Origin of the sequence: Clostridioides sp. ZZV14-6153 (assembly GCF_020657855.1) — a bacterium.
In the GTDB taxonomy this organism is placed as follows: Bacteria; Bacillota; Clostridia; order Peptostreptococcales; family Peptostreptococcaceae; genus Clostridioides.
This window is the reverse complement of the sequence record NZ_JAGWCZ010000004.1, coordinates 239,952-256,235: the sequence shown is the minus strand read 5'-3', so window position 1 is coordinate 256,235 and position 16,284 is coordinate 239,952. Positions and strand designations below refer to the sequence as shown.

Here is a 16,284-nt window from a genome sequence, read left to right as displayed (position 1 = left end):
TACACATATAAATAAGTCTATTCTTATAATTTATTGTTTATAGAATAGACTTTTTTATATAAATTTAAAATAAATATTAATCTTTTTTATTAGTTTTTCTTTTGTTATAATACATTTCAGAATCTGCACGATGGTATGTATCAAATAAAGAGGTATCTAAGTTTTCATCAAAGACAGCATATCCAATAGACATGGATAAATTTAATTCATTAGTAGAGTTTTCTTCAATTATTTTTAAGTTAATCTTATCGACAATACTATCTATTTCTTCACGATAGGAATCTTTCAAAATAATTATATACTCATCTCCACCAACACGATAAACTATATGCTTTTTATTTATTACATCTTGTATAATTTTACTTGCATTTTTGATGTATAAATCTCCTGTTTGATGGCCAAATTTATCATTGATTTTTTTAAGACCATCTAAATCTATTGACATTATAGAAATTGGTATTTTGAGATTTGAATTGTTTAAGTTATTCATATCTATTTCAAAAGCATTTCTATTTTTTAAGCCTGTTAGATAATCAGTATTGGCAAAATCAGTATATGTAGGATTAGATATACGTTTAAATAGGATTACTGCTACTAATGCGGATATTAAACAAGTTAATAAAGCTATAAAAGGAGTAACTATACTTATAAATCTAAAAGTATTGTATTGATGTTTTGCTTCAAATTCAATTCCCATTACTCCAACGACTTTACCGGCATCATTATGGATAGGAAAATACGATATAAATATGTGTCCCCAGGACGTTTTCTTTATTTTTTTAGGTAGCAATATATTATTATCTAGTGCTTTGTTAAGGTCACCCCAAATCTCTTTTTCTATCAAATCACCAGCATTTCTAAAATCACTTCTAGATGAATCTAAACCATCAACAACATATACCAAGGAGTTGTCTTTTGTTTTTTTTGCAGTGTATAGGTACATAACTCCAGTAGTATTTTTTACAGATTCCAATAGCACCTTAGCACTTTTATAAGACTCTTTTGAGTGGTCTTTTTCAGAATTAATTTCAATAAAGGTATCTTTGTCAAGATTTTTTTCTACATATTTATATATATGTCTTGACCTCTCACTTAAAGTATAAATCATATCATTATAAGTGAGTGCATAATTAAAAAAATAAACACATGAAGAAGAAATTATTACAATAATTGCAGTAAGTATTGAAACTTGCATATCAACTCTATTGAATTTTTTATTTATTTCCATATCCCAAATTTTTTGTGAAAAAATGTTTCACAAAATCTCCTCATAATTAATGTATAGCTATAAATATTACCATAATATACATATATATTATCAAAATCATCTAAAAATTACAATCTATAATTTAGCTTAAAGGATTCAAATACAAGGCTTTCTAGAATTACACTATACTTTAATAAATAAACATTATAATATCTTAATAGTATTTGTATTATAATTATTTTATTTGTCAATACCTGCTAATATATCACATACTATGTCAATTCTTTTAAATGGTGTAATGATATAATAACCATCTACATAAGGTTCAATTTCTTTTGCTATTTGAGTTGATATATTGATAGCAAGTTTAGTAGCTTCTTCCTTTGAAGCGTCTTTGTACATATCTATAATTTCTTGTGAGACAGTAATTCCTGAAATTTCATTATTCATAAAACAAGCATTTTTGTAACTTACTACAGGTATAATTCCACCCAATATCTTTGCAGGAAGTATTTCCTTAACTTTTTTTAAGTTTAATAGAGCTTGTTCTGTTAAAACTGGTTGAGTTAAAAACATAGTAACTCCATTTTCTATTTTAATCTTAGCATGCTTAAGTTGAGAATCAAAGTTTGTTGCATTTATATTTAAAGCTCCAAATATATTAAATGGCGTATTAAAGGTATTTTCATTTAAAGTTTTTATGTAATTTGCTAGTATAGAGGAGTTGAAACTAAACATAGCTTTTATTTCATCTCTTTCAGCAGAAGGTATAGGGTCCCCAGTTACTACTAACACATTGTTTATGTTTTCAATATTTAATCCTAAAAGAAGAGCTTTTGTAGCATTAATGTTTCTATCCCTACATGTCATATGTGGTATAGGGGTGATGTCTAATTCTCTCTTTATTTTGCAAGCTAATAAACTACTATCAACTCTTGCTCTTGCTATAGGGCAGTCAGCAATTGTTATTGCATCAACTCCATAGTTTTTTAGTTTTTCAGCACTATTCATAAAAAAATCAATATCTGTATCAATAGGAGGGTCTAGTTCAACTGCTATAATTTTTTTACCTACAGCAAGCTTTTCTAAGAGCTCGTTTTTTGTTACAGATTTAATTTTTTCTTTTGGAGAAATATCATTTTTTATGTCAACATTGCCTTTGTATGAAGAATTTATTATTTCAACAGTCTTTTTAATAAATTCAGGTGTTGTACCACAGCATCCACCTAGTATATGAACTCCTTGATTTAATATTTCTAGCATCTGTTCTGAAAAATAGTCTGAGTTATCTTCAAAAAATGTACGATTATTGATAATAGTTGGATAGCCTGCATTAGGCATAATAGAAACTATATTGTCATTAATATCAAGTGTCTTTATAAAATGTAATAAATGGTGGGGACCAGAGATACAATTAAATCCTAATGCATCAATATTTTTGTCCTTGGAAATAGATTTAAAGATATTAGTTCCACTTTTTCCAAGCCTAGTAAAGCCCTCTGGATTAACTGCAAATTCTGTTAAGATAAATGCGTTTGGTTGTTTTTCCTTTATATAACTTGAGATTTCTGGTAAATATTCATCACTACTAAATGTTTCAAATAGAAAATTAGTTGCTCCAATTTCTAAAAATACATCTACTATTTTCTTATAATCAGGTAACAAATCTCTATCATTTAGAGCAGGTATTGGGCCAATATCAGCAAATATAAATACATCTGTATTTCTTGTTGCCTCTAATGCAATTTCATAGCCACTTTTTATAATATCTTTGACCGTTTTAAAATCACACTCTAGAAGTGTTTCATTTGCTGCAAAAGTATTTGTCTTAATAGCCATACATCCAGCTTTTATATATTCCTTGTGTATAGATAATATTGTAGATGAATCGTTTATATTGGCCATTTCACAATTGAAAGGACTATTTTTTAGTTTAGAATAGTATGTACCCATTGCACCATCAAAAACTAAAACAGAGTCTTTAATATATTCATTTATGTTCATTGCTTCACCTCACACGAATTTAAAATATTTTAAGTATTAGTATATCAACCCAAAAAAATCTTGTCAATATTTGGAAAACATAGTGGAGCATCTTAGCTTATATAACAAGTTTGCTAGTGATTTTGATATACTTGCTTAACTGATATTAAAATAAGAACTATAATAGTGATATAGGGATATAATTATATATATTGCCATAAGTCAAAGACAAACACTGTAGTATTTTTCTAGAGTTGATAAATTTTGAAGCTATATAGACCTATGATTTATATTAAACTATTAAAAATGATTATTATAATTAAATTTTTATAAATAGGGTATATTGTATAGAGTAAAATTTGTATTCATGATTGGAAATAATAATGTAAATATCCAAAGTGTTAAGTATACTGTTATAGAGAAATAACACATGATAGATTATAAAGACAGAGGTGGAAAATGAAAAATAGACTTGATTTAACAGAAGGAAGGATTACTGAAAAGTTACTTAGACTATCACTTCCAATAATGGGGACTTCATTTATACAAATGGGATATAATATGATAGACATGATATGGGTTGGTAAAGCTGGAAGTAAAGCAGTAGCCGCAGTTGGGACAGCTGGATTTTTTCCATGGCTTGCAATGGCATTTATTATGATTTCAAAAGTAGGTGGGGAAGTAAAGGTAGCACAAAGTATAGGAGAAAATAATATAAGCACAACTAAATCATATATAAAATCAGCAGTAGAAATAAATATTATGTTGGCAATAATGTATACTATGGTTTTGATAGTACTCAATAAACAACTAATAGGGTTTTTCAGATTGGGAGATTTAGAAGTTATATCTATGTCCAGACAATATTTAATAATAGTAGCTTTAGGTATGGTATTTTATTTTATCAATCCAGTATTTACAGCAATTTTCAATGGACTTGGGAATAGTAGAACACCTTTTTGCATCAATACAATAGGCCTAATAACCAATATTATACTTGACCCTGTGCTAATTTTTGGATGGGGACCTGCTCCAAAACTTGGAGTTGCAGGGGCTGCTATTGCTACTGTATTTGCACAAATAGTAGTTACTACGTGTTTTCTATATATAATATTTAAGAGTAAAGAGGAGTATTTTAAGATAAAAATCTTCAGAAAAATAGAACTTAAATACTATAAAGTGCTATATAAATTAGGTTTTCCTGTAGCTATACAAAGTGGAATGTTTACAATATTTTCAATGTTACTTGGTGTAATAGTAGCTTCATGGGGACCTGTTGCAGTTGCAGTGCAAAAAGTAGGGTCACAAATAGAAGCAATATCATGGATGACTGCTGAAGGATTGGCTGTTGCATTAGGAAGCTTTGTTGGACAAAATTATGGAGCCAAAAAGTACTCTAGAATAAATAAAGGATGTAAAATAGCTATAATTGTATCTTCTATACTTGGAATAATGACAACCTTAGTATTGATATTTGCAGGTGGAAGTATTTTTTCTGTTTTTATAGATGAAAGTGAAGCAATAGAAAAAGGAGCGATGTATCTTAAAATATTAGGATACTCTCAATTTTTTATGTGTTTGGAAATAATAACAACAGGAGCTTTTAAAGGGTTAGGAAGAACCTATATACCTTCTATAATAGTTACTGTATTGACTGGTGCAAGAGTACCATTAGCTTATTTTATATCTAGACCAGAAATATTAGGATTAAATGGTGTTTGGTGGAGTATAACACTATCAAGTATATTAAAGGGAATATTAATGATAAGTTTATTTATATATCTGCTTAAACTTGGGAAATTATATAAGGTATCTAAATAAAATTTAATTTGTATTAAATGTATAGACATTTTGTTTATTTGTATATAAAATTAACTTATCATATAAAAGTTCGAATTGATGAGGAGTGAATTAAATGAAAGAACCAATTTATAAAGTTATAGAAAATCATGTAAGAGAACTAATAAATTCAGATAGTTTGAAAGAAGGGGATTTAATCCCATCTGAAAAGCAATTAAGCGAAGAATTTAATGTGACTAGAATGACTGTAAGGTCAGCATTAAATAATCTAGTTAAGGAAGGTTATATAACTAGACAAAGAGGTGTAGGAAGTATAGTGCTCGCAAATAAAATATACGATAATATATCTTCTGTAAGTGGATTTACTAAGGAGATGGAAAATAAAGGTTATAAAGTATCTAATATATTGGTATCTCTTGAAATAGTTCAAGCAGATGAAGAATTATCAAGTAAATTGAACATTAGCTTAGGAGAAAATGTATGGGAGATAAAAAGAGTAAGATTGGCAGATGAAACAAGGGTTTCATATATGATTACATATATGCCAGTTAAGTTATTTCCAAATTTAAATAAGATTCATTGTGAAAATTCACTTTATAATTTTGTAGAAGAAGTATGTGGATATAAAATAGCTATGTCAGAGAGAGAAGTACAAGCTGTAATATCAAATGAGGAATGTATGACTAATTTAAAGATTGAAGAGCCAGAAGCACTTTTATATATAAATCAAGTTTGTAAGTTACAAAATAGTGAGGTTTTTGAATACTCACACACATATCATCATGGATATACTTTAACTTTAAGTGCTGTTGTCGAATAAAAATTAAGAAAAAATGAAAAAGTTTTCTTGAAATGTATATACATTTGATATATAATAATATCAAGAAATAAATGTATATACATTTAAAAATAAAATATATACATTAAAATAAAAATTAATAAATAAGGACACTTTAAATGTATAATTTAAAGATATTGTGACTTAAAAAGATACTTAATAAATTCTAATTTGGAGGTAAGAAAATGATAAAAATAATGTTAGCTTGTTCAGCAGGGATGTCAACTAGTTTATTGGTTACAAAAATGGAGGATGTCGCGAAGGAAAACGGTATAGAAGCAAAAATATGGGCTATATCAGAAGTGAACTTAAAAAATGAAATAGAAAATTGTGATGTCTTACTTTTAGGACCTCAAGTTAGATATGTATTAGGAAAAGCAACTGAAATGGCAAAACCACATAATATTCCAGTAGAAGTTATAAATATGATGGATTATGGAAGATGTAATGGGAAAGCTGTCCTAGATAGAGCAGTAGAATTAAATAATTCAAAATAAAATTGTACTGGAGGATGTAAAATGGAAAAATTCATGTCATTTATGGATAAATATATAGTGCCTGTAGCTGCAAAGGTAGGGGCTCAAAGGCACTTAGTAGCAGTAAGGGATGCATTTATAGCAATGATACCTATAACTATGGTAGGTGCATTGGGAACATTGATAAACAACTTGCCATTAGAAGCGTATAAAAATCTGATGGCAAGTATATTTGGAGAAAATTGGACTATGTTTGGAGAAGACCTTTGGTGGGGAGCTATAGGTACGATGGCAGTATTTTTAGTAATAGGTGTTGCCTATTTCCTAGCAAAGTCTTATGAAAGTGATGGATTACAAGCTGGTCTTATAGCACTATCTATATTTTTTATAATGGCTCCACAAATTGGTAAGATAGTTCCAGAAGGTGGTACTAGCGCAGTTGAAGGATGGGGAATGATACAACAGACTTACTTAGGAACAGCAGCACTCTTCTCTTCTATATTAATAGGGTTATTATCTGCTGAGATATTTGTAAGATTATCTAAAGTAAAGAAATTAACTATAAAAATGCCAGATGGAGTTCCACCAGCAGTTTCAAGCTCATTTGCAAAGTTAATACCAGGAATGTTAACTATAATGATATTTACTGTAATAGGAATATTTATAAAAATGCTTTCAGATGGAAGTTTCTTAACAGATATTTTGAATACTTACTTAGGAGCACCACTATCAAACGTAGCTGATAGTTTAGGTTCTACAATGCTTATTGCATTTATAATTCATATACTTTGGACTGTTGGTCTTCATGGTGCAAATATAGCACTTCCTTTTACAGAAACAATACTTATGAAATTAGGTGGAGAAAACGCTGCCTTAGCTCAAGCAGGTGCAACTGAAGGATATCATGTACTTGCAGGTTCATTCTTTGATGCATTTGTGTATTTAGGTGGTTCAGGAATGGTATTAGGATTAGTTGTAGCTTTATTAATAGCAGGAAGAAGACGTAAAGAGATGATATTGTTAGGGGGACCTCCAGCAATATTTAATATAGGAGAACCATTAATATTTGGGCTTCCAATAGTTTTAAATCCTATTTTTATGATTCCATTTGTACTTGCACCAGTAGTGTGTAGTGCTGTATCATATTTAGCAATAGATTTTGGATTAGTAGCACCAGTAATTTTACCTAAAATACCTTGGGTAACACCTCCTATATTAGGTGGAGCAATGGCCACAGGTGACTGGAGTGGAGGAGCTTTAGCACTATTTAATTTAATATTGTCAATATTAATATACATTCCATTTGTTATAGCATCTGAAAAAATGGAAGCTAAAAAATTAACAAAAATTAACAACTAGGTAATTTTATTCAACAATAAACAGATAAAGTTCTGTAATATATACTAAATTATAAGTAAGGATGGTATAATGAGATGAAAAATGGGCTAAAAATAGTTACAATTGGAGGAGGTTCAAGTTATACTCCTGAACTTGTAGAAGGTTTTATAAATAGATATAAGGAGCTACCTGTAAAGGAATTATGGCTTGTAGATATAGAAGATGGAAAAGAAAAACTAGATATAGTAGGGAATCTAGCTAAAAGAATGGTAAAAAAAGCTGGAATAGATATGAAAATAAATCTTACTTTAGATAGAAGAGAAGCTTTAAAAGACGCAGATTTTGTAACAACACAACTCAGAGTAGGCCTTTTAGATGCAAGAATTAAAGATGAAACTATTCCTTTATCTCATGGAGTTATGGGACAGGAAACTAATGGTGCAGGTGGGTTGTTTAAAGCTCTTCGTACAATACCAGTTATATTTGATATAATAAAAGATGTGGAAGAATTATGTCCAAATGCATGGATGGTGAACTTTACAAATCCAACAGGAATAATAACAGAAGCTGTATTCAAATACACTAACTTTAAAAAATATATAGGTCTATGCAATGTCCCAATTCATTTAAAAAATGATGTAGCTAAACTATTCAATGTAGAAAGTGATAGAATAAGTATGGATTTTGCAGGTCTTAATCATATGGTTTATGGTCTTAATGTAGCTTTAGATGGAGAAGATGTTACAAATGAAGCAATAGATAAGTTTGTTAAAGCAGATATAAGTATGCAAAATATAAAGGCAATTGATTTTAATGCTGATTTTATAAAATCTTTAGGTGCTATACCTTGCCCATATCATAGATATTATTATAAAACTAAAGAAATGCTTGAAGATGAGTTATTAGAGTTTAAAGAGGGAAAAGCTAGAGGTCAAGTGGTTAAAGAATTAGAAGAACAATTATTTGAATTATATAAAGATGAAAAACTAGATATAAAACCACCTCAACTTGAAAAAAGAGGAGGAGCTTATTATAGTGATGCTGCTTGTAATCTAATAAGTTCTATATACAATGATAAAAAAGACATCCAAGTAGTTAATACATTAAATAATGGGGCTATAAGAGACTTTAAAGATGAGCAGGCAGTAGAAGTAAGTAGTGTAATAACAAAAAATGGACCAAGACCATTAAGTATAGGATATTTACCAGATTCTGTACATGGGTTAGTAAGTCAAATTAAGTCATTTGAAGTTTTAGCAGCCAAAGCAGCTGTATATGGAGATTATGATTCTGCTCTATTGGCACTTTGTATAAACCCATTGATTCCATCTGATGATTTGGCAAAAACTATATTAGATGAAATGTTAGAAGCTCATAAAGATTATCTTCCTAGATTTAATAGATAGTTTATAGAAAGTAGGTTATGGTATGACTAAAATTATAATAAATGCAGATGACTTTGGATATTGCGAAGCTGTGAATTATGGTATAATATCAGCTCATAATAATGGAATAGTTAAGTCTACATCTATGATGGCAAATATGCCTGGTGTAGAACATGGAGTAAAGCTACTTAAAGAAAATAGAGATTTAAATTGTGGAGTTCATATGACTTTAAGTTGTGGTAGACCATTATTGTCTAACTTAAAAACTATTGTTGATAAAGAAGGTTTTTTTATTAGAAGAATTACAGACAAAATTATTAAAAAAATGGATTATGACGAGATTTATAGAGAACTTTGTGCTCAAATAGATAGAGTAAAAGAACTTGGAATAGACATATCTCATTTAGATAGTCATCATCATATTCATACTTTAGTAAATTTAAAACCAATAATAGAGAAAATTGTAAATAAGTATAATCTTCCAATAAGAGGAGGTTTTGAATACGATTTAGAGTATTCAAAAATAGTTCCATTAATAGATAGCTTTTATAAAGAAAATGTGAGTGAAGAATATTTTATAAAAAATATAGAAGAAATAATGAAGTATGATGTAGTGGATATTATGTCTCACCCAGCTTTTTTAGATGATTATATTTTAAATTCTACATCTTATGCAATTGATAGAACGAAAGAGCACAAAATACTTACATCTAAAAAAGTCAGAGAGTTTTTGAGAGAAAATGGATTAGTCATATCAAGCTATAGAGATATTTAGGAGGTAATACAGATGGATGAGAAGATGATAGAAATATCTTTTGGAATAATTGGATTTGCAGGTGATGCAAAAGGTCTAGCTTTTGAAGCTATAAAAGAAGCAAAGAACGGAAATATAGATGATGCTAGAGCGTGCATTGAAAAGTCAAAAGAATCAATTCATAAAGCACATAAATTCCAGACAGAATTAATACAAAATGAAGCTAGTGGTAATAAAACTGAAATGAGTGTTATATTAGTTCATGCACAAGACCATTTAATGACATCTATGAACTTTCAACAACTAGCAGAAGAATTTGTAGATTTGTATGAAAGATTGGAAAGCAAGTAGTCTAATTTAACTATTATGAAAGAGTGTTTTTAATAATTTCTATAATTATTAAAGACACTCTTTTTTATTAGAATAAATTTAAAAGTTATAACTTAGGAATCTCTTATTATTTTATTAATATTTTAAAATTTAGATTTCTCGTAATTGTAAGGTATACTAGTACCAACAACTACATCTTCAATTTTTTCAATAATAAGCCAATCATCCATATTCCCTTGGTGGTCGAAATCAAGAGGTGTTATTTCTTGAACGTTTTCAAACTCAACCAAGCATAAACACTTTTTATGCCAACGAATTTTTTGCTTTTCGGATAAATTTAATTTTGATTGATTTTCATCTAGAACTTTGCAAATTTCGTCTTCTGTTAATTTAACATAGTTGTCTACTTTTTTAACAGTAGCCTTTGCAGAAATTTTTGAAGTTCCTTTTTCCATAAAATAAAGTAATTCTCCTTGAAATACTCTGCTATGTGGTATTTTTCTACCAGCAGCACCTCTAATTACCATCGTCTTCGTTCCCGCTAAAATTTTGTCTAAGACCTTTTCTCCTTTTTTCCCTGCATTATCACAATATACTAAATGTACCACGATTTAAATCCTCCTTACTAAATTACTGTTTTGTACCTTGCATTTTATCATTGTTTAACTGAAAAGTCATTCTATTTATTATATTTACATAAAAAACAGGTATAAAATTTATTGTTAAATAAAAGAAAACCTTATCTGTAGTATATATAATTAAGATTAATTAGGAATTTTTATCCTTTTGCAAAATAATATTGACTAAAACTAGAAAAATGCTATAATAAATATGTGCTTATGATAATCAATATCATATAAGTATAATAAACAAGTAGGAGAAATAATCATGAAAAAAATAAAATCATTAGCAATATTTATATCTATTATAACTACGTTAGTACTTGTTACAGCATGTTCAGATAGTAACACAGATAATAAAGAAAAATCAGATACAAGAGTTGTACAATCTGTTAAGGGAGAGGTGAAGATACCATCAAATCCTAAAAAAATAGTTGATATATCAGGAAGTAGTGAGGAATTATTAATAGCTGGCTATACACCTATTGCAACAGCAAATATAGACTCATATGAAACTGATAAATTACCAAGTTACATAAGAGAAGAACTTAAAGATGTAAAGATAGTAGGTCACTCTATGATGGATACTATGGATATGGAAGCTATATTAGAAGCAAATCCAGATTTAATAATAATGAGTCAAAGACAAGAAAAAATCTATGACCAATTAAAAGAAATAGCTCCTGTAGTCATGATGAAAGATTATGCAAATGACTGGAGAAGTAAGTTAACTGATGTTTCAAAAATATTTGATAAAGAAGACGAAGCTAAGGATTGGTTACAAAAGTATGATGAAAAAGCTACAAAACTAGGTAAAGAAGTTGTAGAAAAAAATGGAGAAAAAACTTATTTACCAGTGTTAGCAAGTTCAGGGCAATTTATGGTGTTTAGTGATGGAGGAATTGGAACTTTAATTAATGATGATATGAAATTAGCTAGACCTAAAAATATGCCAAAGCAAGATGGAATAACATTACCAATGGTAAGTATGGAAGGTCTTACAGATATAGATGCAGACCATATAATTGTGATAGCTACAGAATCAGATAAAAAAGATTTAGAAAATAGTGCTATATGGGCTCAAATAAGAGCAGTAAAAGATGGAAACGTAACAATACTTGATGCAGCTCCATTTTTCAGCCAATCATATAATCCAATTGGAAAAGAGTTGTTATTAGAATCAGTTAAAAATGAATTAACAAAGTAATTCTTAACTTATTAGGTGTGAGATAATGATGTTCATTTTTCACACCTATTTTTAATAAGTTTAAAATTATAAAATACCTAATGAATATTACTGTACTAACAATTAAAAGGGAAAAGGAGGTAGGATAATTGACTACACTTAGTAAAAAAAATCTGACTTATTCGTTGATATTAATAAGTATAGTTGCGCTTGTATTTGGAATTGTATTATCCATAACTATTGGGGCTAAAGATATGAATCTATCGACTGTTATAAGTAGTTTGACAAATATGGAAGATGGAATAAATATGAGAATAGTGAAGGATGTTAGACTTCCAAGGGCAATAGCAGCAGCACTTGTTGGAGGATTTTTAGCAGTTTCAGGTGCTATAATGCAAGGAATAACAAGAAATCCTATAGCTGAACCTTCTGTTATAGGAATTACACAGGGAGCTACATTTGCAATTGCAATATCATTAGTACTTCAACAAAAATTTCCTAAACTTATACATGGGAGCTTTAGCATAATGATATTTGCATTTATTGGAGCAAGTATAAGTGGTTTATTTATATATTTTATAAGTTCCAAATCAAGAGGAAGAGTTAATAACGTAAAATTAGCTCTTGCAGGGGTAGCTCTTGGAACATTGTTAATTTCTTTGGCATCTGCAATATCCATGTACTTTAATCTATCTCAGCAATTAAGTTTTTGGATATCAGGAGGACTTGTAGGCGTGACGTGGGAAGGTATAAAGCTATTATTTATAGTTGGAGGTATTGGATTTATACTATCTATGATTATGGCCCCAAGAATAACTATCCTAAGTCTTGGAGAAGAAGTGGCAATAGGGCTAGGACAAAAAACTGACATTGTTAGGTTTATATGTATAGTCTTAGTAATATTAATGACTGGAGCATCTGTCTCAGTATCAGGTAATATTATTTTTATAGGTCTCATAGTTCCTCAGATAGCTAAAGGAATAGTAGGCTCAGATTATAAGTATATAATACCAAGTTCTTTGGTTCTAGGAGCTGTGCTACTTGTATATACGGATATATTAAGTAGAATGATAAATCCTCCATATGAGACTCCAGTTGGCTCTATAACTGCTCTTATAGGAGTTCCAATATTTATATATCTTGTTAGAAAGGGGAATAAATAGGTGCTATGAAAAATATTATAAAAACAAATTCTAAAACTTTACTTGTTATATCAATTTTGATGGTACTTATTTTTATTGCTTTTCTAGTTAGTTTAAATTTAGGTTCATTTTCTATAGAACCAATGGATGTTATAAAGACTTTTATAGGTCAAGGTCAGCGTAATCATGAAATTGCAATATTTAAACTGAGATTACCAAGAATAATAATAGCGTTATTGGTTGGTTCAGCATTATCAACAGCAGGTGTAATACTTCAAGGAGTTACAAAGAATGATTTGGCTGACTCTGGAATTTTGGGTATAAATTCAGGAGCAGCATTATTTGTAGTTGTTTATATATATCTTATGAATGGTAATGTTTATGAAGGCATGAGTAATCTCACTGTATTTACAATGCCAGTTGTTGCACTTGTAGGAGCTTTGTTTGGAGCATTTTTGATATATTCTCTTGCATGGAAAGGTGGAATAAATTCATCAAGGTTACTACTAATTGGTATAGGCGTAAATATCGCTTTTACTTCAATTTTGACGATATTTCAATTAAAATTTACAACACAAGAATTTAATAGAGTTATGGTATGGACATCAGGTAGCATCTGGGGAACTAGTTGGAAATATGTAATAGCTGTACTTCCATTTATAGTGATTTTTATGGGAATAACTATGTATAAGGCTAAGTATATAGATGTCTTGAACTTAGGTGATGAAGTGTCTACAAGTCTTGGTGTAGATGTAGAGAAGCAAAGAAGAAGACTCATAATATATGCAGTGATTTTATCTGGTGTATCAACATCCGTAGCAGGGAGTATTTCGTTTTTAGGTTTAATAGCACCACACATAGGAAGAAAGATAATAGGTCCAAGACATAAAAGACTAATACCAGTATCAGCGTTGATAGGTACATTATTACTTTTAGTGGCAGACACTATATCTAGAAATATTCTTGCTCCTATAGAAATACCAGTAGGTATAGTTGTCTCTATAATAGGAGTACCATACTTTATTTATTTAATGTTGGCAAATGATTAGGAAAGGGTGTTGTTATGAATTGTATAAATACTAAAAATCTAAATGTATCATATGGAAATACAGATATTATAAAAGATTTAAATTTAAATATACCAAAAGGAAAGATAACTACTATAATAGGGGCTAATGGTTGTGGAAAGTCTACAATACTTAAAACAATAGGAAGAATTATTAGTCCTAAAAATGGAAGTATATATATAAATGGAGAAGATATATATAAGAAAAAATCTAAGGAGATAGCGAAAAGTATGGCTGTACTTCCACAAAGTCCTCAAGCTCCTAGTGGTCTTACTGTTTCAGAGCTAATTTCATATGGAAGATTCCCTCATAAAAGTGGATTTGGAAATTCTAGTAAAGAAGACAGAGATATTGTAAATTGGAGCTTAGAGGTTACTGGAATTTCAGAGTTTAAGGATAGAAGTATGGAAGATTTATCAGGAGGACAAAGACAAAGAGCATGGATAGCTATGGCTTTGGCACAAGAGACTGATATACTTTTATTAGATGAGCCTACAACATATTTAGATTTAGCTCATCAATTAGAAATACTAAAATTATTAGATGAATTAAACAAAAAACAAGGAAGAACTATTGTCATGGTAATACATGAACTTAATAACGCAGCACGATTTGCTGACCACATGATAGGTATTAAGAAAGGTAAGATAGTTTGTCAAGGTAATGCGTACGATGTTATGACAAAAGATAATCTAAAGGAGTTGTTTAATATCGATGCAGAAATAGCAACAGACCCAAGGACAAATAAACCAATTTGTATAACTTATGACATGGTATAAATGGTGACAACATGGAAAATCAAGAAGCATTAAGACATGAAAAAATATGGATTTTATTATTTAGGTATTCAATACCTGCAATAATAGCGATGATGGTAACTTCACTTTACAATGTAGTAGATAGAGCTTTTATTGGCTCTATGGAAGGAGTTGGGTCTATAGCTATTGCAGGACTTGGTGTAACTATGCCAGTATTTACACTAATAATAGCTTTTGGAATGTTAGTATCAGTAGGTGCTAGTACAAGCTTATCTATAAAGTTAGGAGAAAAAAATAAGAAAGAAGCAGAAAAAATATTGGGTAATACCCTTACACTATCTATAATTATATCTATAATTATAACTGTATTAGGATTAGTTTTTTTAGAAGACATACTTTTTCTTTTGGGAGCAAGCAAAGATTCAATATCTTATGCAAAAGACTATATGAGTGTTATATTGCTTGGAACTCCATTTAATCTAATTGCATTTTCTTTAAATAATGCAATTAGAGCAGAGGGAAATCCTAAGTTAGCAGCTAGAACAATGATAGTAGGTTGTATACTAAATTTGATATTAGACCCAATATTCATATTTGTGTTTAACTTAGGTATAAAAGGTGCAGCTATAGCAACTGTACTCTGTCAAGTCGTGGTATTTATTTGGGTAGCACATTATTTTATAAGAGGGAAATCTAATTTAAAATTAAAAAAATACAATTTAAAATTAGATATAAATATAACAAAAAAAATATTTGCAATAGGTATGACACCATTTGCAATGGAAGTAGCGATAAGTATAACTCATGTACTTACTAATAATTCTCTAAAGGTTTATGGTGGAGATTTGGCTATTGGAGCTATGACAGCTCTTACATCTATTTTGTTGATGTTTATGATGCCTGTATTTGGTCTAAATCAAGGTATGCAAACTATAATATCATATAATTATGGAGCAAAGCAATTTGACCGTGCAAAGAAAACCCTAATACTGTCTATCTTAGTATCTATAGTTATATTATCTTTTGGATTTTTAGTAGTGCAGGTATTTCCTGAAGTATTTGTTGGCATATTCAACAAAGATTCAAATCTAATGGAAATAGCTGTAAGAGGTATAAATATAAATTTAATCACCTTGCCTATAATGGGGATTTCTATTGTTGGACCTGTGTATTTTCAATGTGTAAGTAAAGTTAAACATTCTATGTTTTTGACTCTTTTGAGACAGTTTATCTTATTTATACCATTGATTATTGTACTTCCAATTCGATTTAATTTAGATGGGGTTTGGTTAGCACAGCCAATTGCAGATTTTATTGCTATGATAATTGTATTATTGTTCTTAAGAAGAGAATTTAAGATGAATCAAGCCTAAAATATTGAAAAATAAAAAGTCCTGTCT

Annotated in this window: 15 protein-coding genes; 12 read left to right on the top strand and 3 right to left on the bottom strand. The window is 29.3% G+C overall.

What is annotated here, in order from left to right; translation table 11 throughout:
* Window positions 1-76: 76 nt before the first annotated feature.
* Both KGF46_RS07865 and KGF46_RS07860 read right to left on the bottom strand, forming a co-directional pair.
* On the bottom strand, window positions 77-1,228 hold the full coding sequence (locus KGF46_RS07865) for a GGDEF domain-containing protein (protein ID WP_227839667.1): 1,152 nt from the start codon (window positions 1,226-1,228) through the stop codon (window positions 77-79).
* A gap of 219 nt (window positions 1,229-1,447) precedes the next feature.
* Window positions 1,448-3,211, bottom strand: a complete 1,764-nt coding sequence (locus KGF46_RS07860) for a bifunctional homocysteine S-methyltransferase/methylenetetrahydrofolate reductase (protein WP_227842539.1) — start codon at window positions 3,209-3,211, stop codon at window positions 1,448-1,450.
* Window positions 3,212-3,649: 438 nt separating this feature from the next.
* Between KGF46_RS07860 and KGF46_RS07855 the strand changes: the two genes are divergently transcribed.
* The 7 genes from KGF46_RS07855 (at window position 3,650) to KGF46_RS07825 (ending at window position 10,132) form a co-directional block, all read left to right on the top strand.
* The gene (locus tag KGF46_RS07855; RefSeq protein WP_227842540.1) at window positions 3,650-5,011 is read left to right on the top strand and encodes an MATE family efflux transporter; all 1,362 of its coding nucleotides are present in this window, start codon (window positions 3,650-3,652) and stop codon (window positions 5,009-5,011) included.
* Window positions 5,012-5,105: 94 nt separating this feature from the next.
* Entirely contained in the window at window positions 5,106-5,810 is a 705-nt protein-coding gene (locus KGF46_RS07850) for a GntR family transcriptional regulator (protein WP_227827676.1), read from the top strand.
* A 203-nt stretch (window positions 5,811-6,013) separates the two neighbouring features.
* Window positions 6,014-6,325, top strand: coding sequence for a PTS sugar transporter subunit IIB (locus KGF46_RS07845; protein ID WP_227854651.1), 312 nt, complete (start codon window positions 6,014-6,016; stop codon window positions 6,323-6,325).
* Window positions 6,326-6,346: 21 nt separating this feature from the next.
* A complete protein-coding gene (locus tag KGF46_RS07840; protein WP_227854650.1) occupies window positions 6,347-7,663 on the top strand; it encodes a PTS transporter subunit EIIC in 1,317 nt (438 codons plus the stop codon).
* A 74-nt stretch (window positions 7,664-7,737) separates the two neighbouring features.
* Entirely contained in the window at window positions 7,738-9,048 is a 1,311-nt protein-coding gene (locus KGF46_RS07835) for a 6-phospho-beta-glucosidase (protein WP_227842542.1), read from the top strand.
* A 22-nt stretch (window positions 9,049-9,070) separates the two neighbouring features.
* Window positions 9,071-9,802 (top strand): chitin disaccharide deacetylase, encoded by a 732-nt coding sequence (gene chbG, locus KGF46_RS07830; protein ID WP_227861911.1) that lies wholly within the window; start codon window positions 9,071-9,073, stop codon window positions 9,800-9,802.
* Window positions 9,803-9,814: 12 nt separating this feature from the next.
* Window positions 9,815-10,132, top strand: coding sequence for a PTS lactose/cellobiose transporter subunit IIA (locus KGF46_RS07825; protein WP_227827671.1), 318 nt, complete (start codon window positions 9,815-9,817; stop codon window positions 10,130-10,132).
* A gap of 122 nt (window positions 10,133-10,254) precedes the next feature.
* Here KGF46_RS07825 and KGF46_RS07820 read toward each other — a convergent pair whose 3' ends face one another.
* On the bottom strand, window positions 10,255-10,719 hold the full coding sequence (locus KGF46_RS07820) for a hypothetical protein (protein WP_227827670.1): 465 nt from the start codon (window positions 10,717-10,719) through the stop codon (window positions 10,255-10,257).
* A 280-nt stretch (window positions 10,720-10,999) separates the two neighbouring features.
* Between KGF46_RS07820 and KGF46_RS07815 the strand changes: the two genes are divergently transcribed.
* From KGF46_RS07815 to KGF46_RS07795, 5 genes are all read left to right on the top strand, one after another.
* Window positions 11,000-11,938, top strand: a complete 939-nt coding sequence (locus KGF46_RS07815) for an ABC transporter substrate-binding protein (protein WP_227827669.1) — start codon at window positions 11,000-11,002, stop codon at window positions 11,936-11,938.
* A gap of 128 nt (window positions 11,939-12,066) precedes the next feature.
* Window positions 12,067-13,080: a FecCD family ABC transporter permease gene (locus KGF46_RS07810; protein WP_227827668.1), complete on the top strand. Its 1,014-nt coding sequence runs from the start codon at window positions 12,067-12,069 to the stop codon at window positions 13,078-13,080.
* Window positions 13,081-13,085: 5 nt separating this feature from the next.
* Complete coding sequence (locus KGF46_RS07805) at window positions 13,086-14,108, top strand: FecCD family ABC transporter permease (RefSeq protein WP_227827667.1); 1,023 nt, start codon at window positions 13,086-13,088, stop codon at window positions 14,106-14,108.
* Between the two features lie 14 nt (window positions 14,109-14,122).
* On the top strand, window positions 14,123-14,905 hold the full coding sequence (locus tag KGF46_RS07800) for an ABC transporter ATP-binding protein (RefSeq protein ID WP_227839656.1): 783 nt from the start codon (window positions 14,123-14,125) through the stop codon (window positions 14,903-14,905).
* Window positions 14,906-14,916: 11 nt separating this feature from the next.
* On the top strand, window positions 14,917-16,257 hold the full coding sequence (locus KGF46_RS07795; RefSeq protein ID WP_227861056.1) for an MATE family efflux transporter: 1,341 nt from the start codon (window positions 14,917-14,919) through the stop codon (window positions 16,255-16,257).
* Window positions 16,258-16,284: the final 27 nt, after the last annotated feature.

Excerpts from the sequence above, each read along its gene's own strand:
- KGF46_RS07865 (WP_227839667.1), bottom strand. The coding sequence starts at position 1,228 with ATGGAAATAAATAAAAAATTCAATAGAGTTGATATGCAAGTTTCAATA.
- KGF46_RS07860 (WP_227842539.1), bottom strand. The coding sequence starts at position 3,211 with ATGAACATAAATGAATATATTAAAGACTCTGTTTTAGTTTTTGATGGT.
- KGF46_RS07855 (WP_227842540.1), top strand. The coding sequence starts at position 3,650 with ATGAAAAATAGACTTGATTTAACAGAAGGAAGGATTACTGAAAAGTTA.
- KGF46_RS07850 (WP_227827676.1), top strand. The coding sequence starts at position 5,106 with ATGAAAGAACCAATTTATAAAGTTATAGAAAATCATGTAAGAGAACTA.
- KGF46_RS07845 (WP_227854651.1), top strand. The coding sequence starts at position 6,014 with ATGATAAAAATAATGTTAGCTTGTTCAGCAGGGATGTCAACTAGTTTA.
- KGF46_RS07840 (WP_227854650.1), top strand. The coding sequence starts at position 6,347 with ATGGAAAAATTCATGTCATTTATGGATAAATATATAGTGCCTGTAGCT.
- KGF46_RS07835 (WP_227842542.1), top strand. The coding sequence starts at position 7,738 with ATGAAAAATGGGCTAAAAATAGTTACAATTGGAGGAGGTTCAAGTTAT.
- chbG (WP_227861911.1), top strand. The coding sequence starts at position 9,071 with ATGACTAAAATTATAATAAATGCAGATGACTTTGGATATTGCGAAGCT.
- KGF46_RS07825 (WP_227827671.1), top strand. The coding sequence starts at position 9,815 with ATGGATGAGAAGATGATAGAAATATCTTTTGGAATAATTGGATTTGCA.
- KGF46_RS07815 (WP_227827669.1), top strand. The coding sequence starts at position 11,000 with ATGAAAAAAATAAAATCATTAGCAATATTTATATCTATTATAACTACG.
- KGF46_RS07805 (WP_227827667.1), top strand. The coding sequence starts at position 13,086 with ATGAAAAATATTATAAAAACAAATTCTAAAACTTTACTTGTTATATCA.
- KGF46_RS07800 (WP_227839656.1), top strand. The coding sequence starts at position 14,123 with ATGAATTGTATAAATACTAAAAATCTAAATGTATCATATGGAAATACA.
- KGF46_RS07795 (WP_227861056.1), top strand. The coding sequence starts at position 14,917 with ATGGAAAATCAAGAAGCATTAAGACATGAAAAAATATGGATTTTATTA.